The 24,241-nt window shown below is 48.2% G+C and carries 19 protein-coding genes; 14 read left to right on the top strand and 5 right to left on the bottom strand.

The window, feature by feature from the left end; translation table 11 throughout:
* Positions 1-5: 5 nt before the first annotated feature.
* Both HGH92_RS06180 and HGH92_RS06175 read right to left on the bottom strand, forming a co-directional pair.
* Positions 6-2,213 (bottom strand): T9SS type A sorting domain-containing protein, encoded by a 2,208-nt coding sequence (locus tag HGH92_RS06180; protein WP_168869866.1) that lies wholly within the window; start codon positions 2,211-2,213, stop codon positions 6-8.
* 317 nt (positions 2,214-2,530) lie between these two features.
* Entirely contained in the window at positions 2,531-3,394 is an 864-nt protein-coding gene (locus HGH92_RS06175) for an archaemetzincin (RefSeq protein ID WP_168869865.1), read from the bottom strand.
* 204 nt (positions 3,395-3,598) lie between these two features.
* Between HGH92_RS06175 and HGH92_RS06170 the strand changes: the two genes are divergently transcribed.
* The 4 genes from HGH92_RS06170 (at position 3,599) to HGH92_RS06155 (ending at position 6,576) form a co-directional block, all read left to right on the top strand.
* Positions 3,599-4,567: a DUF2268 domain-containing putative Zn-dependent protease gene (locus tag HGH92_RS06170; protein WP_168869864.1), complete on the top strand. Its 969-nt coding sequence runs from the start codon at positions 3,599-3,601 to the stop codon at positions 4,565-4,567.
* Positions 4,568-4,683: 116 nt separating this feature from the next.
* The gene (locus HGH92_RS06165; RefSeq protein ID WP_168869863.1) at positions 4,684-5,628 is read left to right on the top strand and encodes an FkbM family methyltransferase; all 945 of its coding nucleotides are present in this window, start codon (positions 4,684-4,686) and stop codon (positions 5,626-5,628) included.
* 160 nt (positions 5,629-5,788) lie between these two features.
* The gene (locus HGH92_RS06160; RefSeq protein WP_168869862.1) at positions 5,789-6,139 is read left to right on the top strand and encodes a DoxX family protein; all 351 of its coding nucleotides are present in this window, start codon (positions 5,789-5,791) and stop codon (positions 6,137-6,139) included.
* Positions 6,140-6,141: 2 nt separating this feature from the next.
* Positions 6,142-6,576, top strand: coding sequence for a hypothetical protein (locus HGH92_RS06155; RefSeq protein WP_211092542.1), 435 nt, complete (start codon positions 6,142-6,144; stop codon positions 6,574-6,576).
* Positions 6,577-6,769: 193 nt separating this feature from the next.
* Here HGH92_RS06155 and HGH92_RS06150 read toward each other — a convergent pair whose 3' ends face one another.
* Positions 6,770-7,729: a cyclase family protein gene (locus HGH92_RS06150; protein ID WP_168869861.1), complete on the bottom strand. Its 960-nt coding sequence runs from the start codon at positions 7,727-7,729 to the stop codon at positions 6,770-6,772.
* A 33-nt stretch (positions 7,730-7,762) separates the two neighbouring features.
* Positions 7,763-8,746, bottom strand: coding sequence for an aldo/keto reductase (locus HGH92_RS06145; RefSeq protein ID WP_168869860.1), 984 nt, complete (start codon positions 8,744-8,746; stop codon positions 7,763-7,765).
* Between the two features lie 176 nt (positions 8,747-8,922).
* Here HGH92_RS06145 and HGH92_RS06140 point away from each other — a divergent pair, with 176 nt between their 5' ends.
* The 10 genes from HGH92_RS06140 (at position 8,923) to HGH92_RS06095 (ending at position 23,515) form a co-directional block, all read left to right on the top strand.
* Positions 8,923-10,161, top strand: coding sequence for a hypothetical protein (locus tag HGH92_RS06140; protein WP_211092541.1), 1,239 nt, complete (start codon positions 8,923-8,925; stop codon positions 10,159-10,161).
* 1 nt (position 10,162) lies between these two features.
* Positions 10,163-10,951 carry an alpha-ketoglutarate-dependent dioxygenase AlkB gene (locus tag HGH92_RS06135; protein ID WP_168869859.1) on the top strand — a complete coding sequence of 263 codons (789 nt, stop codon included), beginning with the start codon at positions 10,163-10,165 and terminating at the stop codon, positions 10,949-10,951.
* A 157-nt stretch (positions 10,952-11,108) separates the two neighbouring features.
* The gene (locus HGH92_RS06130; protein ID WP_168869858.1) at positions 11,109-11,978 is read left to right on the top strand and encodes an MBL fold metallo-hydrolase; all 870 of its coding nucleotides are present in this window, start codon (positions 11,109-11,111) and stop codon (positions 11,976-11,978) included.
* Between the two features lie 114 nt (positions 11,979-12,092).
* A complete protein-coding gene (locus tag HGH92_RS06125) occupies positions 12,093-12,671 on the top strand; it encodes an RNA polymerase sigma factor (protein WP_168869857.1) in 579 nt (192 codons plus the stop codon).
* A gap of 101 nt (positions 12,672-12,772) precedes the next feature.
* The gene (locus tag HGH92_RS06120) at positions 12,773-13,735 is read left to right on the top strand and encodes a FecR family protein (protein ID WP_168869856.1); all 963 of its coding nucleotides are present in this window, start codon (positions 12,773-12,775) and stop codon (positions 13,733-13,735) included.
* A gap of 120 nt (positions 13,736-13,855) precedes the next feature.
* Positions 13,856-17,230 carry a TonB-dependent receptor gene (locus HGH92_RS06115; protein ID WP_168869855.1) on the top strand — a complete coding sequence of 1,125 codons (3,375 nt, stop codon included), beginning with the start codon at positions 13,856-13,858 and terminating at the stop codon, positions 17,228-17,230.
* Between the two features lie 12 nt (positions 17,231-17,242).
* Entirely contained in the window at positions 17,243-18,070 is an 828-nt protein-coding gene (locus HGH92_RS06110) for a hypothetical protein (RefSeq protein ID WP_168869854.1), read from the top strand.
* Between the two features lie 12 nt (positions 18,071-18,082).
* Entirely contained in the window at positions 18,083-19,795 is a 1,713-nt protein-coding gene (locus HGH92_RS06105) for a hypothetical protein (protein ID WP_168869853.1), read from the top strand.
* A 216-nt stretch (positions 19,796-20,011) separates the two neighbouring features.
* The gene (locus tag HGH92_RS06100) at positions 20,012-22,390 is read left to right on the top strand and encodes a mechanosensitive ion channel family protein (RefSeq protein WP_168869852.1); all 2,379 of its coding nucleotides are present in this window, start codon (positions 20,012-20,014) and stop codon (positions 22,388-22,390) included.
* Between the two features lie 180 nt (positions 22,391-22,570).
* Positions 22,571-23,515, top strand: a complete 945-nt coding sequence (locus HGH92_RS06095; RefSeq protein ID WP_168869851.1) for a DUF2268 domain-containing putative Zn-dependent protease — start codon at positions 22,571-22,573, stop codon at positions 23,513-23,515.
* Positions 23,516-23,550: 35 nt separating this feature from the next.
* On the opposite strand, the gene HGH92_RS06090 is transcribed toward HGH92_RS06095, so the two are convergent.
* Entirely contained in the window at positions 23,551-24,204 is a 654-nt protein-coding gene (locus tag HGH92_RS06090; protein ID WP_168869850.1) for a hypothetical protein, read from the bottom strand.
* Positions 24,205-24,241: the final 37 nt, after the last annotated feature.

The raw sequence follows: 24,241 nt of genomic DNA, 5'->3' as shown, positions 1-24,241 counted from the left end.
GACAATCATTTAAAAATTAGGAACACCTTTCCTGTCCTGACGCCTCCGTTGTCCATCACCAGCAGGTAGGTGCCGTTGCCGAGTTCTCCGGTGTTGATGTTGGTAGTTGTGGCGCCGTTGGCGGCGATGCAGGTTTTTACCCGTTGCCCGTCCACCGTGTAGAGGGTGATGCCTGCCCTGCCTTTTACGGCCGGATGGCCCACTGTCAGCCTGTCTGACACGGGGTTGGGGTATATCGTGATATTGCTGTTTTGGGTGTTCACGGAAGATGATAGGGCGTGCCTCAATGCTTTGTTGGCCTGTTGACGCATCATCAGCGCGTTGTCGAGGGTGATGGTTTGGCTGTATACGGTATCACCGGTACCATTAGGGCGGTAGCTGCCGATTTTATAGTAGCACGTTTGGGCCGGAGCGGCTGGATAGTCAGTAGCGTAGTGTGTTTGGTTGATGTTGGAATTGATAGTGGCGATCTTCGTAAAGCTGGTGTTGTCGGTAGAGCGGAAGATACCGAATGCAAAAACGTCTTTCGCCCAATCGGTGTCAAAGCTGATGCGTACGGTATCTCCGCCGGCGCGGATGCCGGCTGTTTGTGTGAAAGTCACCTGTTGGTCAGGTGAAGGGATAGCGTTGAGGTATTTTTCCAGCATGGTAAACCCGTCACTGTCAACGCTATTGGCTGCTATGCTGATAGAGTCGCCGCCTTTCATTTTCTCCCACCAGTTGGGCAGCCCGTCGTTGTCTGTATCATCGGGGTAGGTGGAAGAAGTGAGCGTGGGCCATCCGCCGACGGTGTTCTGGCAGTCGATGATACCGGACGGGTTGCCCGCCCCTGGCGCATGATAGCTGGTATCGCCGAAGGTAGCGGTACCGGTGCGTGTTTCTCTGATGATACGCCTGTCGACGGTATCCCTGCGAGGCAGGATAGCGCCTGCGGTGGCGGTGACGGAGACAAAGGCATCCTGTGCTGATTGTGTGGTCACCGGCGCATAAGGGAACGGCGTATCGACGCGGGCATTGGCCAGTGCGGCCGCCGCTCCGGGCTGCCCGTCAGGATGCACGCCATAGGTCCAGTTATTGGACGAAGTATCGGTGGTTTCTTCCACGCAGGGGTAACCGGGAACATAATTGCCTTTGATATAGAATTTTCCGCCGGGAATGGTATCTCCGGCCAGTGACACGCTGAAAGTGGTATAGAGCAGGATACGGTGGCGGCGGTTGCTGGTGGCGCAGTTCAGGCTGCCGGTGGTGGCCGGACCGGGTTTGTAGTAATTGTTGACCATATTCTGATGGCCGCCTGCGCCGCCATAGCTTGATCCTACCCAGTTGTAGATAACGTTGTTCCGGAAATCGACGTACTCCAGTTCGGGCTGGCCGGTATTGGCGCTGCCGGAGAAACGCGGATTACGGTTGCTGTGGCTGGCCAGCAGGTTGTGGTGAAAAGAAGATTGTTGTCCGCCCCAGATGCCACCGTAGCCGTGCGGTGTTTCTTTAACATGTTTGGACTTGTAAAGACTTTCACTCAACAGGCTCCATTGCAGTGTAAAATTAGAAATGGCATAAAAAGAACCTGCTTCATCGGTAGACCAGCTCATGGAGCAGTGGTCTATGATGATATTGGAATAGGGCTTGGTAACGGGAGACCCGAAGTTGTTGTACATGGCGTCCACCGCTTTTGCGGTGTCGTTGGGATTGAGGATAATATCGCCGGGGCGGCTGCGGATGTACCGTACAATGATGTTATTGGCCCGTATGCCCATGCCGTAGTTGGCCAGGCAGATGCCGTCTCCCGGGGCGGTCTGCCCGGCGATGGTGATGTTGTCCTGAGTGAGCACTACCGCGCTTAAGAGGTTGATGGTACCGGAGACCTTGAACATGACAGTGCGGTTAGGCTGACTGACAGCATCGCGCAGGCTGCCGGGCCCGGAGTTATTGAGATTGGTGACATAGTATACCGTGCCGCCCCTGCCACCCTGCGCGAACCTGCCGGCGCCTTCAGCGCCCGGGAAGGCAATTTGGGGAAGAGGTCCGCTCGTGTCGGTCTTCAGGCCGCCGAGCGTTTTCGCAGCAGCGGAGATATTTTCCGAAGTTGCTACCTGTTGCGTAGCAGTAAGCGCCCAGGTAGCGGTAGCAGCATTTTGCGCATAGGCGTGGCCGTTAGTGACAATGGTGATAAACAGTGTCGCCGGCAATAAAGGAAGTAGCCATTTTTTCATAAATATTTCCCCCGGATATTAGTTAGATAAATATTTGCGGTGTTTGCCGGAAAGCGCTGCCGGCCGGGCATACGGCCGGATCAGGCGTGCTTTGTTCCACAATACATGGAAGACACTGTCAGTATATGAAAGACGTGGTGAACAGGCTTCTTCTGCTTCTCTGCTTCCCTGATGCTATAGTATAATGCTGGTTGATATAGTTTCTCTAAACAAATTACGCCCGAAACAGGTTACTTTGCAACCCTTCGGGCATATAAATCACCGAGAACGTTACCGGAGAAAAGGGAGATGCGGGGGAAAAGAGCAATATGTATATTTTATCTGATGGCGTCGAGGTCTTTTTGCAGTAAGCGCTGTTCGGGCTGTAATTGTTGTTGGTGGCAGTAATTGACCAGTTGCTCCAACCTTTTTTGATGATCATACCGGAGATTCCAATACAGTTTTTGCTGACATGCTGAACAGAGGCGATTGGGTGCCTGGTCGGTTTCATGCAGGTTATTGGAGCCGTTCATGACGCATTGGGCGTGAAGGCAATGACGCAGCGAAAACATATGGCCGATTTCGTGTGAAGCGACTTTATTGAGCCTCTTTAAGCAGGTGATATAGTTAGATGTGTCCAGTGTTTTGTCCTGTAGCCGGTAAATGGAAGATACGCCTACCTTGTCTGTATAGGAGGCGAGACCGAACACATAATTCCAGTCGCTTTTCGGATACAGGTCCAGGGCGCTGATGGCCATCAGGGTGATACCGTCGTTCGGGATATTACCTTTTAGCAGGCTATCCAGTATATAAGGCGCCAGTAACTGGATATGGCCGTCTTCCCGCTGCCGGAATGTGCCGGCCGGAAAAGCGCTGTCTGAATGGGCCGGCAGCAGCACGGTTTTCAGCTGGAAAAAGATAGCGGTATACTCCCTGGCAGCTTCCAGTATCTTTTCCTGAAGCGGAGTAAATTCACCCACGGGCAATAAATAAATCACTGACCGGGCAGCCGTAGGTTTTACCGGGCGGGCGGCCTTATATGCGTCAAACGTCTGTGCTTTTTCGTTGTGTGCGGCACGCCAGTCGCCTTCCTGTGGCGTACCGAGAGGTACATCGTTACGCGCGATAGCATTGAAATAAGCCTGTTGGCCTGCTATTACAGGGTCGGCATGCTTGTAGCCGCAAGCGAAAAACATCGACATAAAAGAAAGTAAAAAAACAGGCAGCAGCCTCCTTTTCGGGAACATCATGGCAAGGGTTTTAGCGGCGGATAATTTGGTCGTTTTATATAGGATGAAATAACTACAGTATTCCATAACACAAAATACTGTTTTCTGTAAATTGGGGAGATGCCCGTTTTTCTTTATTTTACCTGGTAATTCCTCAGCCAACAAATCAAACCTTACATGAAAAGAAAAACCGGTTTTCCTGTCTGCTGTATCGCATTCCTGCTGATGTTTTCCTGTTCCGTCCGGGTGGTGGCGCAGGACGCTCCGCGTGTGTTTACCTCCGATGTTGATAACTTCTGGACGGCTTTTGACAGTGTAAAGACGGTCAGTGACACCACGCGGCAGATTGCGCTGATGCAGTCGCTGTACATCGATAAAGGCACGGAGGGGCTCAGGCTGTTCATGCAACTCAGGAAGTTCGATGCGGCCAGGCTGGTAACGGCTGTCAACAAGTATCCTAAATTCTGGGCTTCTGTCCGGGAAAATACATTGAAAATAAAACCCAAGATCCCTGCTATCGAAGCGCATATACGGGAGTTTAAAGTGTTGTACCCAGATCTTCGTCCGGCGAAGCTCTTTTTCACGATCACGGCTGTACGCGCGGCGGGCACCGTGCAGGATTCACTGGTCCTGATAGGAACGGAAATAACTACCGGGAATAAATACACGGACGTGTCCGAGTTTCCGGACAAAAGGCTGGCGAACTTCTTCCAGGCGCAAAGCACAGACAATATCATCCCGGTGGTAGTACATGAATATGTGCATACCCAGCAACGGTCGGAGGCCAAAATATTGCTGGGACAGGCATTACACGAAGGCGCCTGTGATTTTATCACGGAGCTGATCTTAAAAGAACCTTTAATGAATTCTTACCTTCAGTACGGACGGAAGAACGAGCAGGAGCTGAAAGCGGCATTCAAAAAAGAAATGCTGGGAGAAGATTTTTCCAACTGGCTGTACAACGGTTCCACCACGAAAACCATGGGAGACCTGGGCTATTTCATGGGATATGCCATTTGTAAGTCGTACTACCAGCACGCCAAAAAGAAAGGGCAGGCGATAAAAGACATTATCACGCTGAATTATGGCGATCAGGCAGCCGTGACGGCTTTCCTGGAGAAATCCCGGTATTACGGCCGTAACTAAGGCCCGCCTGTGGCCGGTAAGCGATGCCCATTGTTATTTTTATATATTGCGAATGGTGCTTATATTTACCGGTATTTCAGCGGGTTATCCACAATTAAAAAAACAGCAGCATACAGATGTCATTAATAGATAAAGTCCTCAATACACCGGAATTAACGAATCAGCCACCTGTACTGGTGGATATCGGAGCATCGGGCGCCATCCATTTCAGGTGGAAGAAGATTGCGAAATATGCTGTCTGCATTGCCTTTGATCCGGACGACCGGAAGTACGGGTACATTGTCAAAGAGAACGACAATTACCGGAAACTGTATGTTTTTAACTGTGTGGTGGCAGACACCTCCAGCGACGGGCAGCCGTTCTATCTGACACAGTCGCCTTACTGCTCCAGCTTCCTGGTGCCCCGTACGGAAGATCTGAAGCCTTATGCTTTTGCGGATAAGTTCGAAGTGGAACGGGAAACCAAACTGATGACCCGCACCATCCCGGAGGTATTACAGGAGCTGAATATCGGGTACATTGACTGGTTCAAAACCGATTCACAGGGACTGGACCTGCGCATTTTCCAGTCGCTGGACGATAAGATGGCCCGTGATATCAAAATAGCGGAATTTGAGCCGGGCATTATGCATGCCTATCATGGGGAAGATAAGCTGCATGCCGTATTGCGGCATATGGACAATCTGCCTTTTTTCCTTAGTGAAATCACCGTAAAAGGGCCTAACCGCATATCGCAGGAGCAGCTGAAAAGCATTAGCAGCAGCCCTTTCATGCAGAAGCTGCTGGCCGCTTCCCACAAGGAGACCGCCGGCTGGGGGGAAATGGTGTACCTCAATAATTTCGATGCCAGCGCCAGCCACAGCCAACGCGACCTGCTCCTGGGCTGGGTGATAGCCACGCTCAACGAAGAATTTGGCCTCGCTTTACAGATAGCCACACAGGGAGAAGAACAATACAAAACGCCCATTTTCGGGGAAATGCGCCGCGGCAGTGTGAAGAACATCCGTCGTAACCTCTGGAAGCTTCGTTTTATGAGCCATGTATGGCGTAAACTGTTTTAGGATATTGTTTAGCATAAAAAGGGACAGCCCGCTCATTTGAGCGGGCTGTCCCTTTTTTGGCATGCCATTAAAAAAGCGAAAAGTTCACCATAATTCAGTAAATTATATTGTCGAGCTTTGTTACCGTCAACATTGGTTTTCCCTACTAATATTGTTTGTCATGATCTTAAAAATCGTCAATGCCATATTGATTCTTTTCGCTGTATTTATGGGCTTTAAACAGGGCTATGCCATGTTTTCCGGGAAGCCGGAAATGCTGGAGATGTTTGGCAAATGGGGCCTGGGCCGGACCGGTGTCATGATCAACGGGGCCATAACCATACTGGCAGCAGTATTGACACTTTTCCCGAGAACGTTTGTATGGGGCAACTTCCTCATGGCATTGGGCATCCTGCTGATTATCTGTTTTCACCTGCAGGACAGAGACCTGAAAGGAGTACTGATAGAACTGCCCTTTCTGCTGCTCAACCTGGTGATCATCTACCTGCAATACCCGCTTAAAAACGTGTAACCATGTATCACATCATCCCGGTCATAGTCGTAATAACGCTGGGTATGCCGATGCGCACCAGTGGACAAAGCCATCCCAGGAAAACGACTGAAGAATCATCATCTAAAAAACAAACCATGGATATATCTGAAATCACCCATCCGGCTGTACGAAAAGCGATCGAAGCGCTGCAGGCCGGCGATAAAAGCTGGTATTCCTTTTTTACCGATCATCCTGCCATGACGGACGATGGCAATACTGTCGATTTTAAATCCTTCTTTGCAAAGGCATTGGGAAATGAGAAATTCCTCTCTGTTGACAAGGTGGAAAACGGCGGCAAAGACATATATGGCAATTTCAAAGCCGGCAGCTGGGGCACATTTAAGGTGTTCTTTAAGTTTCACGAAGGGCCGGCAGGTAAGTTTGACCGCCTTGATATCGGACAGGCGACGTATTGAACGTATAGCGTTTACAGTGAATAAAGGCGGCGCCCGGGACGACCCTGGCGTTTTTTTATGCCCTACGTTTACTCAGTTTTATTCAGAAAGAACAGGTTTTAAACTACAAATAAAAAAGCCAAACCCAAGCAGTATAAAAAGATAGCCCACTCCCCGGAGTGGGCTATGCAAATACATTGTACCGGTAGTGTGTTTAATAAATAGCCACAGGGTTAATATTTACCTGTGTGGAACCGACGTACAGCGGCTGTCCCAATACGAACAAAAATTCCCATACCTTCTCGCGTACGAGTGGACGGCTGTCGATCAATTCCAGGTTGTAGATCCCTTTTTTAGCCAGCATAAACTGGTTGACAGGAAATTCTTCTTTGGTGCCCGGATTGGGGTATACTTCCGATGCCCAGGTGTCTCCGCCAAAGGCCACAATGCCTTGTTCTGCGAGCCATTTGGCCGCTTCCATGCCGATGCCCGGTTCCACTTCCAGGAACTGTTTATTGTCTTTTCCAATCAGCTCCAGCCAACCGGTGTTAAAGAGTACTACATCGCCTTTGCGCAGGGTGAGGCCTTCTTTTTTCAGTACCGCCTGTATATCCGCAACGGTAAACTCCATACCGCCGGGCACAATTTGTTTTCCGTAGTGTGTAGTCATGTCCAGTACCACTCCGCGTGTAACCATTGGCGGTACTTTCTCGACGCCCAGTTTCTTCACGCCTTCCACAGTAACAAAATCAACGGCTTTATTACCATTGTAATAAACGTTGTCAATGCCGATGTGGCCGATGCCGTTAAGCTGTGTGCCTACACCGGTCCATGCGTTCACCAGTTCGTCGTTGAAGCTGAATTTGTTGGGGCCGAGGGTTTTTCCGCCCTGTTCGCCAGGTTGGATGTTGTACAGGTGAAAGCTGCGGTGCCGGAACGCCGGCAGGTTTTTGTCTACCGGCACGGCCAGTGGCAGCGTTTTACCTGTTTTGACTAGTTTGATGGACTGCATTACTATTGCCGGTGACAGCAGATTGGCGGCGCCGATTTCGTCATGCCGGCCGTAGGCGGAGCGATACCAGCTGGTGTCGGCCGTTTGTCCGAGGGCAGGCAGGGTAGCTATCATAACAGCGCCTGCCAACATGGATATTTTATTAAAAATTGATGTGTTCATTTGTTTGTGCTTTTATTTCTTTTTGGAAACTGGTTAGTGCTTCGCCAGCTCCTGCCGGATGAACAGCAGTTCATCGGCGGTCAGTGTGATGTCCATTGCTTTGGCGTTGCTCTCGGCCTGGGCTGCGGTCCTTGCGCCTGCCAGCACCACGGATATGCCTTGCTGCAGGGAAGTCCAGCGGAGCACCAGTTGCGCCAGTGAAGCCTTTTTGCTTTCTGCCAGCGGCTGAAGGGCTGCTAACAGAGCTTTTACCTTTTCCGGGTTGAACTGTCCGAAATAATCGTTACGATGATCGTCCGATTTTAATGTTGCATCAGCGAAGTATTTTCCTGACAACAAACCTCTCTCCAGCGGACTGTAAGCGATGATGCCGATGTTATGCGCTGTTGTATAGGGTAGTAAGTCCTGCTCTATACTTCTGTTCAACATACTGTAAGGCACCTGGTTGGAAGCGAGGTTAAATGTGCCGGCGGCAGCTTTCACTTGTTCCAGGCTGTAATTGCTTACCCCGCCGGCTCTGATTTTACCCTGGCGGATTAAAACCTGCATGGCTTCCATCGTTTCATCGATGGGGGTGGAAGCATCCGGCCAGTGTAGTTGTAACAGGTCGATGTAGTCTGTCTTTAGCCTTTTGAGGCTTTCTTCGACTTCCTTTATCACGTTTTGTTTCGCTGCATATTTATATACCGGTATCGCTTTCCCGTTTTCTGTGGCATCGAAGAAATATTCACCTTTGCCTTCGTTGCTACCGTCCCATACCAGCCCGAATTTGGTCAGTATCTGCATTTTGTTGCGGTTTTTACCCACCAGGGCATCGCCAATTAATTCCTCACTGAGCCCGAAGCCATAAAATGGAGCGGTATCAAGGGATGTAACGCCATGATCGATAGAGGCATGAATGGCCGCAATCGAGTCTTTCCGTTCATTCCCTCCCCACATATTGCCTCCGATCGCAAATGCGCCATAAGTGATAGCTGACAATTCGAGCGGCGACTGTCCTAATTTTCTGTATTCCATTTTCTGTTTTTTTTATTTGACAATGCAAAAGTCCGCCCTTTTATACTATTCTTAAAATAGTATAAATAATGTGTTTGTATCAGAATAGTAATAATATCTTGTAATGAAAAAACCAAAACATTGTTTAAATGTTTATCCGTAAAATGCTAATTTTAATAGCATAAATGCGATATTAAATGCTCATGAATACCTTGTCGACTGAAAACCAAATCACGAAAGACCGGAACATACTGGTTGTTTTACCCGGTAAAAAAACGGCCACTGCGGAAACCCTTGACCTGATCAACAGGTTTTGCGGAACGGTAATAACCGGTTTTGCCGAAATGCCGGCTAACAGCGGTGATAAGAGGATCTATGTCTGTGGTGACATGGCAGGCCTCAATAACACTAGTAGCTCTGTATATCTCATAAAAGAGCTTTCATATAATTATGAAAATTATAACGGAGAGCATATACATATCGTCACACTTGGCGAAGTGCCCATTATTGTCAGCCACGCCGGGGTATATTTTAGAAAGCTGTTTACCGATGATCAATTCTTCAACAAGATAAAATCAGAACACGAATTCCAGGAATTAACGGAATCAAACAAACCATCGAAAGCTTTTAGAAAGGGTATATATCTCAGTCAGGTCAGTAAAGTGGAAAATGAAAAAAACGAAGAGGTACTGCATTACCATCTGTTAAGATGTTCCAGCAACCTGACCGGACCCACCGATAACTTCAGGGCCACAGACCGTTACATCATCGATGTGTTGAATGAAGCTGTTAAATATGTCTTCAAATATAAAACAGACCTGAACCATGTATTGGCACAGATATATGAAAACAGGGCTAAAACAGAAGACACAGAAAAGGAAATAAAATCCAGGATTAAAGCGCATTCCGATAAAACAAAGGATATGCCTCCGGAAGGACTGATAGTCTTTTGCACGTTCTATGACAATGTTGATGTCCAACACCTGAAACCTTCTACTACCGACAGGTTTGACAGATGTTATAAAGACGTTACCGGCTTTACAAAACTCCACTTCAAATTAAAAAACACTGTTAACGATGATACGCTGGAGAAAGAGTTTAGCGTGACGTTGTATCCTGGTTCCGTGTTTATGATACCGCTGTCTACCAACCGGCTGTACACACATGAAATCAGGCCATCTATACTAAATGCTGACATGATCCCTACCAGAATGGGCTACGTGGTGCGTTGTTCCAACCTGGAAGCACAGCATGTGAATAACCAGACTTATATCAAAGACAAGGGCAGTTTCATTCCGCTGGAGAAAATGACAGCAGCCACGCAGGAAGACCTGAGAAGTGCCTACCGCGAAGAAAACCAGTCAGAGAAGATGATGGCATATGGAGCGGTTCATTTCAGTATGAACGCGGGCGATTACGAAAAACCAATATTGTAAGATGACAGCTACAAACTTTTCTAAAATAACCCTTGATACCGATGCTGACTTATTCGCTGAATTGAGCAGCGCCACTGACTTTGAATCCGTCGCGAAAGGCCGGCTGGGTAATCATCTGGTAGGCATGTGTGATAATGGTGTGCCGATAGTAAGAACCACTACGAAATACAATATGCCCGCCTGTCATTTTCTGCCCATTCATCGCCTGATTGCCGGACGTATACAGGCCACGATGACAGAAATACCGGTACCGGACTTCAATAATGCCCTGATAGAAGTCTACGATACTGACTATACGAAAATGAATTATCATTCAGACCAAAGCCTGGATTTGGCGGAAGGCTCCTATATAGCGCTCTTTTCCTGTTATGAAAAACCTGCTGCGCTGTCTGAACATCAGACCAGAAAACTAAAAATCAAGCATAAAGTGAACGGCGAAGAATCTGAACTTTCATTGACACACCATTCGGTGATATTATTTTCACTGGACACCAATAGGCAGTTTCAGCATAAAATTGTGCTGGATGCGGTTACAGGTGCGAAGCCGCTGTCAGCCGGCAACAAATGGCTGGGCATCACTTTCCGGACATCTAAAACCTATATTCAGTTTAAGGAAGGACAGCCTTACTTTTCCGGCGGGCAGCGGTTGACATTGGCGGATAAGGAACAGGAAACGGAATTTTATAAGTTGAGAGGAGAGGAGAACAGAAGCCTGGATTTCATTTACCCTGAACTTACTTATACGGTGAATGCAGGTGATATGATGATGCCAAAGAATAATGGCTTTTAGCAGATTGATAATCATAGAATTGTATTTAAAATAACAGGGCCTTATCCCTGCCTGCATCGAATTGTCCATGCATTTGTCAGGATTGTCTATGTTTTCTGATGCCGCTGTGCTGTAGCTTTGACGTATCAAATCAACAGCACAATAAAAGCATCAAACAATGAAATCCTTTAGAATCTACCTGTTTATCCTTGGCGTCCTGGTAGCAGGACAGGCAGCTGCGCAGCACAAAAAAACATTTCAATGGATAGGCGGTCCTACTTATGTGTTACAGCTGGGAAACTTCAAGATACTGACAGACCCTATGTTCAGCCCGAAAGGCGATTCGGCCTTTATGATCAAAAAACACCCTTCCACCGGAGCTGCCAATGCCTATATCCGGCGTTTAATTGCCCCCGCCGTATTTGACACGTCGAAGATTGACGTGCTGCTGGTAAGTCACCCGCATGCTGATCACTTCGACCGTGAAGCCAGGACTGCGCTGAACAAACAGCTGAGTGTGGTCGCTCCGGCCGCTAACACAGCCACCATAAAGGAGTGGGGCTTCGCTCATGTTACGGGTCTTAAATGGGGCGATACCACCGTGTTTAAAAAAGGAGATGAAACGCTGCGTATCATCGCCGTGGAAGCGATGCATGCAAAAGACGATCCGTTGAAAACTGAACTGGGAAAAGGCAATGGCTACATCATCGAGTATACGGTAAATCACAAAGTATACCGTGTATACTGGACAGGAGATACAGTATGGTTTGATGACATGCAGCAGTATACCCGCTACGGGAAGATCAACCTGTTTATTCCCGATATGGGCGCCGTTGGCTCTGATGGCAGTATCGGCCGCCGCGGATTAAATTCTCCGGACTGTCTGAAGATCATAGAAACGCTGCATCCCGATGTTATTGCGCCGGTACATCATTCTACCTTCTCCATGTATATAGAACCAATTGCTACTTTACAACAAACATTGGATGCTACTTCCTACGGAAAGAAATTAAAAATTGTTCCTGCCGGGAAAGTGGTGGTGTTGTAATCGTTTAACTTATCCTGTAAAAAAGCCGCTCATATAGCGGCTTTTTTTACAGGATAAGTTATCCTTAACTATTTACTAACATTAGTTTCTTTTTTTTGCGGTGGACTTGTAAACATGCCGCTTAATCAACCTCACGATAATAACTGTCCTGACGCTGCCACCGGCAACACCGGAAGATGGCGCCCGTCCCCGCAACAGGATCCCGCTGCTGAAAGATTCAACCAGATCTTTCTGGCCACCAAAGACAGGATGTACCAGTTTGTAAAGAAGCTCACACAAGATGAATCAGACACAAAAGATATTGTGCAGGACTGTTATGTGAGCCTTTGGCAAAAAATAAATGAAATAGACACGGAGAAGGATATACTGCCATTATTGTTTACCTATGCCCGTAACCGTGTGATAGATTACCTCCGTAAAAAAGCAAGCCGGCAACAGCTTTTGTCGGAATGGCCACAGGAAATTCCGGGCAATGTTCCGCCGGAGCAACAGCTCGATTATAAAGAACGGATGACGCAGTTACAGTTATCTATCAATCAGTTGCCGTCGCACAGAAAGAAAATTTTCACCATGGTGAAGCAGGGCGGATTTTCACACAAGGAAGTGGCCCGACAGCTGGGCATTTCCACGGCCACCGTCAAGAAACAGATCGGCCTCTCCCTCAAATTCCTCAAAACGCAGTTTCCCCGCTGACACCTCCAATGTTACCAAAAGGTTAACTCCTGCCTGGCGCTTACTCCCTTCGTGTTGTGCATACGTGATATAAACAACCATCAACATAAAAGTTTGTCGTAATGGCCATAGACAAAACATTACTGGACCGTTTTATTCATCATCAATGTACGCGGGAGGAAGCGGAGCAAGTGTCCCGGCTGCTGCACGATTCGCCGCATTTGCTGGACGACTACCTGCAGGAGGCATGGAGGGAAGAAGTGACCGAACAGATGCCGGACAACATGGCGCAGGCGATTGCTGCACATCTGCAAATTGCCCCGGTGGCCAAGGTAAGCAATAAAAGATACCGCATAGGCTGGATGGCCGCTGCCGCCGTGGTGTTGCTGTTGTTGTGTGCAGGCGGGTGGCTGTTACAACAAAGACGTAACATACCGCAGGACCATCTGCTGGTAGTAGCGACCGCGGAAAAAAATTGCCGCCTTGTATTACCGGACAAAAGCATCGTATGGCTGAAAGCCAATACCCGTCTGGCATTTGACACTATTCAGTTTGGCAGGTCGTCACGCAGCATCACCTTATTAAATGGTGAGGCCTTTTTTGATATCCGGCAGGATGCCGCGCATCCTTTTGTAGTGCTAAGCGGCGCGGTGCAGACCCGCGTACTGGGCACCTCCTTTAGCGTACGTCATAACGCTGCAAAAGAAATCCTGGTGATGGTAGCTTCGGGGAAGGTAGCCGTGGACCATCATCAACAACAGCTGGATGTATTGCTTCCCGGCAAACAGATAACTATCAACCAGCAAACGGGCCGCTTTACAGAGCAGCAGGTACCGGTGTGGCTGGCCGCCGCCTGGAAAGAAACGCAGCTGCAGCTGGACAACGCCAGTTTTGCTGATCTGAAAACGGCCATGGAAGCCATGTATGGCGTGCGCCTGGAAACTACCCGGGACAAGGTACGCCGCCAGACATATAATATCCTGCTGAACAGGTATATGCCGGCAAAAGAAGTGGTGCGGGCATTGGGACAGCTGAATGGCTTAGCCACTAGACAATTGAATGATACAGCTTTCTTAATCTATTAAATAAAAACATGTAAAAATAAAAAGGACGCCCGTTGAAGCAGACGTCCCGGAACAAGGCATGAAACAGGGTTGCAGCCTGTTGCATTGTTGCTCTCTTTACTATAAAACAAGATCGAAATTATGAAAAAAAATGTTCTTAAACGCCTGCGTTTAAGTGGCACGGTATTGTCATGGATAATGCTGCTGCTGGCAGCGTCGGTGACGAACACACTTGCTCAAAACCGGTTACACAACAAGGTAACCATCAGTTTCAACAAACAACCACTGGGAAAGGCATTACAGCAACTACAGGAACAATCTAAAAGTTACTTCGCTTTTATTCCGGCAGACGTACAACGGTACAACGTACCGGTTGTCTCCTTTACCCAAAAAACGCTGTCAGAGATATTACAGGCCCTGTTAAAAAATACCACGCTTACATTCAGGGAAGAAGGCAACTATATCATCATAGCCCCTGCGAAACCGGTAACAGACAATAATGCCGCAAAAGGGGAAGGAAATGTCCGGGGACGTGTGGTGGATTTTGAAACCTCTCAACCGCTGCCCGGCGCCACCGTGTTGATCAGCGGCAGTAAGAGCGGCACCCTGAGCAATGAAAAAGGTTTCTACGAGCTGAAACACCTGCCTGCCGGTAAATATACCCTGGAGGTACGCTACATCGGCTATTCCCCGGCTGTTCTAGGCAACGTTAGCATCCCCGCGGGAAAAGACGTGGTGCTGGACGTAAAAATGGAAATCTCCAACAAGCTGAATGAGGTAGTGATAGACGCCGGTCCGCGTAAGGTAAAATCTGTCACCCACAGCACAGAAGCCCAGCTCATCGATGAAATACGCCGCGCTACGGGCGTAGTGTCAGGCATCTCCAGTGAACTGATCACAAAAACTGCCGACAGAAATGCTGCTGAAATTGTAAAAAGAATTTCCGGCGTCACCGTGGTGGACGACCGCTTTATAGTGGTGCGTGGCATGAACGAACGTTATAACCTGACATTTCTGAATAACAGTCTCGCTCCTTCCACGGAGCTGTACAGCAAAGCATTTGCATATGATCTGCTGCCCAGCAGCGTGATAGACAAGATCCTCGTGTATAAATCACCGGTGGCCGATCTTGTGGCAGACTATGCCGGCGCCGCGGTGAAAATCTCTACAAAGAATGCCATGCCCGTGAAACATTTTGATATGGGCCTCCAGGTGGCACACCGCGAAGGCGCTACCTTCAAAAACAGTATCAGTCACAACGGCGGAAAATATGATTTCCTTGGATTTGATGACGGAGGCCGTAAACTGCCTTCCTTTTCCCCCGGTATCTTTGAAAGCAACCGACAGGTAACCGATGTGAAACAATCAGGCTGGTTATCTGCCATGTCGCCTACGCTGGACTACGGTATCCGCTATACGTTGCCCGATATGCAGTTGTTTGCCAATTACTATAACAGCTGGAAAGTAGGCAGCGCCAAATTATACGACCTCACCGCCATCACCTATACGAAAGAGACAACAGGCTATGATGTCTATCTCCAGAAGGGAAATACAGACCAACCTTATACCGGCAAGGGAAACGGCAATGCAGGCGGTAGTTTGCTGGATAATAACAAAATCGGAAACGGTCAGCAGTCATCGGAAAACGGTAAAATTAATATCCTCGAAAACCTCACCCTGAAATTGAATGACCGGCACCAGTTGTTTCTGCGGAACTTTTTTGTGAATGACGGCCGCCGTTTTACCAGCGTCAATACCCAACGGCCCAATGAACCTAAGGGAGTAGGACTGAATATAAACCAATACCGCACAAGAGACATCGTACTTTCTTTTCAGCAAAGGGCCTTGTATGCCGGTCATTTAGGCGGGTCACACGTGCTGGGCGCAAAAAAACAGCACACCCTGGAATGGAATACCGGCTACACCTATGATCTGCAAAACCTGCCGGACCAGCGCATTGTCCATCTCTATGATTTTTCGCTGGACAATGATACCAGCTGGAGGGCGGTGCGCACCAACTACCTGGGCATGATCAGCCGTTTGTATATCAAAAACCTGGAACAGATTTACAGCGGCGCGATAGACTATACCTTCCAGGTAAAGCCCCGGTTCTCGCTGAAGGCAGGTACTTACAACCTGTTTAAAACAAGACAGGTAGGGCGCCGGTTTTTCCGGGTAAACAGAGGTGGCCTCACCAACGATCAGTTTCTGCCTGTTGGTCAGGATGATTTAGGCTGGTTCAACGACCATGGTAATATCAACCAGCAGCTGCTTCGCTTCAGTCAGCAGGACTTGCCGAAGGTGTGGAGCTCCTATTATTTTAAGGACGATAATACCGGCCTTGGCATCTATGACGCTACCAGTCCGGTGGACGCTTATGTGGCCAGTGAGCAGTATCACGCCGGTTACGTGATGGGCGACTGGAAAGCAGCCGGCGATAAACTTGTGCTGAATGGCGGCCTTCGCCTGGAGTACGACCGTCAGCAGCTATCAGGCGCCAGGTCAGGATTCAATGGACCTACCAGTCTGCAGCCCGTTTATGTGGACCGTCCCAAAACAGTATTGCTGCCATCCGTGAACATTACCTATCTCCCCGGTTCTTCACTGGTACTCCGGGGTAGTTACGGCCGTACGGTCAACAGGCCGGATTTCCGCGAGCTGACGCCCTATAACGATTTCGATTTTCAGAACAACGAAAATATTATGGGTAACCCCAGGATAGTAACCGCTGTCATTGATAACTATGATCTTCGGGCAGAACTATATCCTAAAAAGAATAAAAACGAAGTGTTCAACGTAGGGTTCTTTTACAAACATCTGCAGAACCCCATTGAACGTATGCGGAGGGAGACATCTGCCTCTGACTATGGCCTCTTTTTTAATTTCACCAATATCAGCTATCTCAATTCTGTCAGCGCAGAGGTGTACGGTGTAGAAGCGGAGATAAAGAAAAGCCTGTCGTTTATGGGAGGAAATCTGTTCCGGCATTTTTCCGTGGTGCTGAATGGTTCGCTGATAAAGAGCAGTACCGTGACGCACGGTTTTAACTCCGTATATGCGGTGGACAGTATCCATAAAAAGGGTGAACCATTACAGGGGCAATCCCCTTATGTGGTGAATGCCGGCTTGTTCTATGAAAACCCTTCCAGCGGCACCAAGGCGTCGCTGGTGTATAATGTGAGCGGACCGCGTATCTATGCAAAGAGCCAGCGTACCAAGGCAGACACGCTCTGGGACGACAGCTATATTCGTCCGCACCTGTTGCAGTTACCGATGCACCTGCTGGACCTGTCTGTTACACAGCGTATCGTGAAGTCATTACAGGTAAAATTCAGTGTGCAGAACCTGTTGGACCAAAGTTATCGTATTGTGGAAGACCTGAATTATAATCAGCGGTACGATGCTGAGAAGCCGGTAGAACAGCCAGATGGTAAAATCCTGATGGAAGGCGATAATATCTACAGGAGATATAAGCCTGGCCGGTACTGGTTGTTACAGTTTACCTATTCATTTTAAAAAAGAAATATCATGACCGCTTATATCCGGGAGAAATTTTTATATCTATTGATCGTGTTTGGTGTGCTGTCTGCATGTAACAAGGACGTGACGCCATTGCCGGGTGCCGGCAACGGGAATATATTTTTCTATAATGCGTCCACCGCTTTGCAGGGAGAACTGACTTCGCCTGCCAGGAGAAGGGCCAATTTTATATTGATCGACAGCCGGGACAGCAACTATGTGTGGGATGCAGACCACGTTTCCAAACATCCTTATTTCGATGGCAGTTATGCAGTTTCCCATCCGGCTATCGTCAACGGTTGGCCGACCTTCTGGCCCGTGCCAACAGGAACGCATACACTGAGGCTGGTAGACAGCGCAGGAACTATTCTGCTGACCGACAGCGTGAAAATAGACGACCAAAACCCGGCACTGGTGTTTTATGGAGACAGCTGTGGTGATTTTCGCAGCCTGGTGACAACAGATGTCTTTAAGCCTGCTGACGGGCAGATCGGCATGCGGTTGATCAACCTGAGCCCGGGAGATGGTAAGTATTTCCTGACCTTCAATAAAAAAATTCCGGCGGAGCTCCCGGCGGCTACACATTTTGGTGACCATACGGGTTATCTCCCGATGAATGTGGTCCGGCAGGACACCTTTTCCATCAAGGTCTTTTCAGTGTCCGACAGCAGCAATGTATTGTCCAGGGTGTCGCTGGCGGTATCGCCCGGTCACGCCTACACGCTGTTAATGAGCGGTTATCCGGAGAATCATCCGGCTTCCTATAAAGACCCGCGTACCGGCAGAATGGTATCGTTGCAAACCACTTTCACTATTCAGGCATTGAAGAACTATTAAAAAATTGACAACATGAGAAAGATATTTACCGTTCATACAGCTGCATGGAGCTTGTGCTGCATAGCGCTGCTGTTGATGCTGAATGCCTGCCGTAAGGTGGACGAACATAAAACGCTGGTGGAGACACAGCCCTGGCTGGCCAGTACCTACCAGCTTTCCGGCCAGTATGGGCAGTATGGGTGGCAGTACCCATCAACATGGGTAGTAGGTGATACAGCGATGTTGATTGGAAAGCTGTTTACTGACAGGCCGGGAAGTGAGATACGGGTAGGTGGCGTACTGATAAAGCCGGTCGAACACAAGGAAATCGACCCCAACAAGCTTTACACCATTACCGATGGTATCCCGCTGGTAATGGTGGATGTGGTACGTTTTGTTATCACGAAGGAAATGGGCGTAGGGCCGGAACGGCCGGTCACTGTCACTGCCAACGGAATCACCATTCATGGTTCGCCGGTGTCTATCCGGGACTTTGCAGTCAGTATCGGGAAAACAGATACCACGCTGGTAGCGGATAAGCTGTTGCATTGGATGCCGGCGAATGCTAATGTCCTTATACAACATGGCTATGCTTTTGTACGGGATGTGCATTGTGACAGGAACGGGAGTATCTGGTTTGATAATCAGCTGGAGATTAATGCGCTCACCGGCGGGCAGGTAAATAAAGTCCTTGCCGCCGGCGATAAGGTGACAGATGATAAAGGTATGGAGCTCACTGTGAAGCAGGTATTTGGCAGCGCTATTTCCTTTGACGGCAATACGTTGTTTTTTTCTATGGAAGATAGTGAGCCATCAGTGGATACGGTGGATAATTATATTTTCCGGTTATGTAAAATGGATGTGGCCAGCAAGCGTATTACCACGCTTAACCGTACGCTGGTGGTGAAGGGCGTTGCGCCGGTGAACAGCGATGCTGCGCCATTCCAGGGAAGTATTGACCGTATGAAGATCGTAGCAATGTACCTGAATACTGATCTGCAGGGTAATCTTCTCTACACCAATTATTATGTGCCGCCCAGTAATGCCAATGATCACTCAGCCTGGAAGTCTGCCATTAGCAGCGGAAGTATTAACCAGGAAGTATGGGCGGATAATCTGCTGCTGATCTCCCGGATGGATATGACGGGGAAAGTAACGCCGCTGATGAACGCCGGTTATGCCGCCAATAATACCCCGCCTATCATGGCGCCGGGCGCGCATGTGGCCAGCAGCTTGTGTTTTGTAGATCCTTTGGGGAGATATGTATACGGAATGGCAGATGTGGATGATTGGCGTACGCTTATTGTGAAATATGACACACAAGAGGAAGATATTATCGCCTCAGTAAAGGCTGCCGCCGCAGCGTTCAGTTTCCGTTCCTATGATACCTTGCCTGATACCAAAGGCAGGGGTATGATGGACCTCAGCGTTGTGGACTGGACCGGTATGCTGTACGCCTTTAACAATATGATGGTTTTATCGGACGGGTCTATTTTGGCAGTGAAGGGAGCCTCTCTGTATAATTTCGACTTTGAGCAACGGACCGTGTTCTGTTATGCCGGCGTTGAGAATGGCAACAACGCTGCGGCGCCGGGGCAGGACAAACTTACCGGTAAGGCCAAATGGGTGGATTTCTCCGGTGCCGCCCTGATAGGACAGGATAAACAAAATACGGTATACTATTGCCAGGGGGTATGGGGAACGGATGGAATCGATTTTTATAAACTGCATTCCCCCGGGAAATGAGTTTTTGTAGCAGTTATATTTAAAAGCCCCGTCATCGGCAAGATGATGGGGCTTTTTTTTGTCGTCCGTCGTGAAAGAAAACATACAATTGAAAGAATATTATTATATTTGTCATGCTTTTTTATTGGTCCCCATAACCCGTCACCTCTTTAATGCTTGTTTAACTTTCCCATCGGGCGTATGCTTTCCGGATGGGGCATTATTTCCTATAGACACATGACAAAATCACTGCATGGTACATGCACCAAGAGGATACCGGTAATACTTGTCTTCCTGTGCTGTTTTATTTTTGGGAGAAACATCGCCGGCGCGCAACCCGCCGGAAAAGACACTACCGCCCCGGCTGCCCCGGGCCCTGCAAAACTGAGCGCCGACAGCCTGCTGATACGCATGGAGGAGCTTCATAATACCCTCAACCGTATCAATGATATCACCGCCCGGGGATTTGATACACGCGGTATGGAAGCAGAGCTGCCGGAAATGAAATCCAATCTGCAGATTATTGAAGATAACCTGAAGCTGTACAATAAAGTCCTGAATGTCCGTAACCTGCAGATGTTCCACGTGCTGCTGGGAGATATGCGGGAACATCTGGACGACTGGCGATCCCGGTTGTTTGAATACAACAAGGAACTGGTGAGGATGAATGCAGAAATGATGGCCTTCACTAAAGATTCTTTTGTAAGGCAGATCAAGGCAGACACTACTTTCCGGAAATTTTACCTGCCCGAACTGAAAGAACTAAAAGGAAAATGGGACGAAGCGAAGAAAGCCACTACGCTGCATCTGGATAAAATAGCCGTGTTGCAGGCAGGTGTTTCCGGCAGTTATTTCAAAGCGATAGAACTGGAGAATAAAGTCAATGAGCAGTTGAGGGTCTTTAGTATTAAATCTTTAGGTAAGGAATATAATTACCTGTGGGAAGACAAAGTCCGTACTGATTCTTCGGCTGCCACGCTGGCGCAGCAATCTTCCAAATCCTTTGAAGGACTGGGAAAAATACTGAACTACTATTCCCGTGCTCATTCCGAAAACTGGCTGTGGATGTTTTTGATAGGAGTGGTATTTTTCTTCCGGGTGAACAAACAATTCAGAAGAATAAAAAAGGCTGGCAGGGCCGAGCTGCTGCTGCCACCTTACATAAAGTATCTCCGGGCGCTTCCTTTTTCAGGAACGCTGGTGATTATTCTTAACATCGCCTCTTTCTTTGATCTGCATGCCCCTGCGGCTTATCTGGATTTGCTGCAATCCTTTTTACTGTTTTTGCTGACGGTCCTGTTCTGGCGCAGGTGGGAACGCCGTATGTTTGTGTACTGGATCGGCATTTGCGTGTTATACCTCTTCACCACCGCCACGGCGGCAGTGGTTGTGCCGGACGTGCGTGTCCGGATATGGATGCTGGTGCTGAATGCGCTGTCTGTGGTGACCGGCTTGTTTATTTATTTCCGTATTTATAAAAATTTATCTGCCGGTAGACTGGTCCGGATCGTGTCGATGATCTTCGTGGTGTTGAACGTGCTGGCGGCGCTGTTTAACCTGTTTGGCCGTTTGAGTATCGCGCAGGTATACAGTACCGCCGCGATCGCCGGGTTGTTACAGATCATTGGCTTAACTGTGTTTATACAGATCGTTGAAGAAGCCTTCTATCTTCAGATGCAGTCCAGCCGCATTGCGGGCGGTATTACAGCACGCTTCGATTTTGAAAAGATACGTGCAGGGTTACACAAAATCCTGGTGGCGCTGGTCGTGGTATTATGGCTGATGGTATTTGCCACCAATCTGAATATCTACAATGAATTATACACCGGGGTCAGCAGCCTCATCACCGCACCGAGAATTATCGGCAATACGTCCTTTACGCTGGGCAATATCCTCTTGTTTTTTGTGATCCTGTTGATATCGAATCTTTTCCAGAAATACATCGGTTATTTCTTTGGGGAGACAGACGACGATAAGATCGGGGAAGTGAAAGAGAAAAGTTCCCGGTTGCTGCTGTTACGCCTGCTGGTGCTGGTGGCCGGTTTCCTGATAGCCATTGCGGCCTCCGGTTTGCCGATGGACAAGATCACCGTGGTACTGGGCGCCCTGGGCGTGGGTATTGGTTTGGGTTTACAGAATATTGTGAACAACCTCGTGTCCGGCGTGATCCTCATCTTTGAACGCCCGCTGAAGATCGGTGACTATGTGGAAGTCGCAGGCCAAAAAGGCCGGATGAAAGATATCGGCATCAGGTCCAGCAGGATGGTGACCACGGAAGGTGCGGAGGTAACGGTGCCTAACGGCGATCTGTTATCTTCCAAACTGATTAACTGGACACTCAGCAATAATCATGTACGGACAGAACTGTTGCTGACCATCGCTCCGTCCTCGGCATTGCCGCTGGCGAAGGAAATTATCCTGGAAGAGGTGTCTGCTTCGGATATCATTATCGGCAAGGTGGCGCCTGAGTTACTGGTGAAGAGCATCAATGACAGCAGCATAGCGTTGAAGCTACAGGTGTGGATTCAGAACGTACACCAGGAAGAGGCATTTAAAAGCCGTATGTTACAGCAGATCTATCAGCGGTTGAAAGATAATGAGATTACGATGTCTTAGTCAGCAATGGTATTTTTTCGTACAGCCTCTATCCGGTATTGGCGGATAGAGGCTGTATGTTGTTGTAGGGTACTGACCCATCAGATTGAGGGGTACAACTAAAAGTAGGGGATTACTGCCATATCTTTCGCTCTTTCGCTTCTTTTTAGTTACATTTATTTATCCCTAAATAACTTGTATATGCACTCCATCAAAAGTTATGTCATTTTGTTGCTGACAGTGTTGGTTGTTAATACCCTCCATGCACAAACGAAGATTTACTATTCAGATATAGATCTGTTCTGGAAAACATTTGACAGTGTGCATACTGTGAGTGATTCCGCAACGCAGGTACATCTCATACAGACAATGTACCTGGAAAAGGGAACTAAAGGGTTAAAAGAACTGGCCCGTATCAGAAACTGGACACCAGCAAAATTTCGGCAGAGTATTTTTACCCATCCTGGTTTCTGGACATCTGTCAGATCCAATACCCTGAAGGTAAAAGCGTATACAGCGGATTTTGAAAAACTGATAGCAGCCTATAAAAAGTTGTACCCATCATTTAAAACACCGGACATTTATTTTATGATTGGGTTTATCGGCACCGGAGGAACGACTACAGAAACTGAAGTGCTGATAGGAACAGAGATCGGGGCAGCTGACAGTACCACTAACTCAGCGGGTCTTCACCCGTTTTTGCAAAACTATTTTAAAGATAACCCGGGTATTTTGCAGATCGTGGCGCATGAATTGTCCCATACCCAACACAACGGAGGGGATATGGAGGGCAGGGCCCACACCAATCTGCTGGGAGCCTGTATTGCAGAAGGCATGTGTGATTTTATGGCGGAATTGTTGCTGCAGCATCCGTTAAGTACCCCGTATATGCGTTACGGTAGAGAACATGAAAAAGAAATATGGGAAAAGTTCAGGCAACAAATGCATGGAACAGCACTAAAGGACTGGTTGTATAACGGCGTTGATCTCGGGTATTTTGTAGGATACGCTATCTGCAAATCCTATTATGAACATGCCCCAGACAAGGCTAAAGCGATCGACTATATGCTGCATTTGGATAATGAACAACTTACTGAGTTGGATAAGTTCCTGTCGGATTCGGGATATATGCAGAAACCTAAATGAGCCTTCAAACCCCGAATTTGAAGGCTCGTATGTTTTTAATTATTAATCGCCTGCCGTGCTTCACTTCTAAGACTTGCATAACGGTAAACAAAATACCAGGTAATAAGTATCTGAAATAATATCACCGTTGGCAACAGAAACGGATAATGCATAAAAGGCGTCAATGCATCGCCGTGTGCCAGCATGATCGGCAGGTCAATGACATTGAACATAATGATCACCCAAAGTAATGCCCTGCTGCCTTTAAAATACCACCAGCAGAATATTCCGTAGGCAAATTCAATGATGAAATTCAGGACAGGGTGATCGATAATGCCGAATCCCAGTACCGGCGTGGCAGAGAACGGCGACAGCTGAATATCCTTTTCATGGAAGACCATATCAATGATCACATGGGACACAACGCCAATGGCAAAGGCAAAGGCGAGCTTCCTGTTTTTATAGCCCCAGTTGATCACACAAAATGAAACTGCCGCGGCAACAACTCCGGAAAAAATTGAATGGGAATACGGCAGGTAGTCGAGATGAACGCTGCCGCCGGAAATTGAAAAATGTTCCCAGCCCAGGTAGTTGAAAAGCACCCATAATACCTCCACCAGTTGCACGGAGACCAACAGTGGAAACAAAGGCAATTTGGGTTCCTTTTTCTTTAGCAGTAAAGCTGTTGCAGCGTGATTAATTGCGTACATAAAATAAAGTTTGGTTTACCTTATGCAAAGGTCCCGC

Origin of the sequence: Chitinophaga varians, assembly GCF_012641275.1 — a bacterium.
Taxonomy (GTDB): Bacteria; Bacteroidota; Bacteroidia; order Chitinophagales; family Chitinophagaceae; genus Chitinophaga; species Chitinophaga varians_A.
Note: the sequence above shows the minus strand (reverse complement) of the source record. Positions and strands in the feature narration are given on the sequence as shown.

Coding starts and splice junctions, on each gene's coding strand:
- HGH92_RS06115 (WP_168869855.1), top strand. CDS start 13,856: ATGAAAAAAAATGTTCTTAAACGCCTGCGTTTAAGTGGCACGGTATTG.
- HGH92_RS06135 (WP_168869859.1), top strand. CDS start 10,163: ATGACAGCTACAAACTTTTCTAAAATAACCCTTGATACCGATGCTGAC.
- HGH92_RS06170 (WP_168869864.1), top strand. CDS start 3,599: ATGAAAAGAAAAACCGGTTTTCCTGTCTGCTGTATCGCATTCCTGCTG.
- HGH92_RS06090 (WP_168869850.1), bottom strand. CDS start 24,204: ATGTACGCAATTAATCACGCTGCAACAGCTTTACTGCTAAAGAAAAAG.
- HGH92_RS06105 (WP_168869853.1), top strand. CDS start 18,083: ATGAGAAAGATATTTACCGTTCATACAGCTGCATGGAGCTTGTGCTGC.
- HGH92_RS06180 (WP_168869866.1), bottom strand. CDS start 2,213: ATGAAAAAATGGCTACTTCCTTTATTGCCGGCGACACTGTTTATCACC.
- HGH92_RS06140 (WP_211092541.1), top strand. CDS start 8,923: ATGCTCATGAATACCTTGTCGACTGAAAACCAAATCACGAAAGACCGG.
- HGH92_RS06130 (WP_168869858.1), top strand. CDS start 11,109: ATGAAATCCTTTAGAATCTACCTGTTTATCCTTGGCGTCCTGGTAGCA.
- HGH92_RS06120 (WP_168869856.1), top strand. CDS start 12,773: ATGGCCATAGACAAAACATTACTGGACCGTTTTATTCATCATCAATGT.
- HGH92_RS06150 (WP_168869861.1), bottom strand. CDS start 7,729: ATGAACACATCAATTTTTAATAAAATATCCATGTTGGCAGGCGCTGTT.
- HGH92_RS06155 (WP_211092542.1), top strand. CDS start 6,142: ATGTATCACATCATCCCGGTCATAGTCGTAATAACGCTGGGTATGCCG.
- HGH92_RS06165 (WP_168869863.1), top strand. CDS start 4,684: ATGTCATTAATAGATAAAGTCCTCAATACACCGGAATTAACGAATCAG.
- HGH92_RS06100 (WP_168869852.1), top strand. CDS start 20,012: ATGACAAAATCACTGCATGGTACATGCACCAAGAGGATACCGGTAATA.
- HGH92_RS06095 (WP_168869851.1), top strand. CDS start 22,571: ATGCACTCCATCAAAAGTTATGTCATTTTGTTGCTGACAGTGTTGGTT.
- HGH92_RS06175 (WP_168869865.1), bottom strand. CDS start 3,394: ATGTCGATGTTTTTCGCTTGCGGCTACAAGCATGCCGACCCTGTAATA.
- HGH92_RS06110 (WP_168869854.1), top strand. CDS start 17,243: ATGACCGCTTATATCCGGGAGAAATTTTTATATCTATTGATCGTGTTT.
- HGH92_RS06125 (WP_168869857.1), top strand. CDS start 12,093: ATGCCGCTTAATCAACCTCACGATAATAACTGTCCTGACGCTGCCACC.
- HGH92_RS06145 (WP_168869860.1), bottom strand. CDS start 8,746: ATGGAATACAGAAAATTAGGACAGTCGCCGCTCGAATTGTCAGCTATC.
- HGH92_RS06160 (WP_168869862.1), top strand. CDS start 5,789: ATGATCTTAAAAATCGTCAATGCCATATTGATTCTTTTCGCTGTATTT.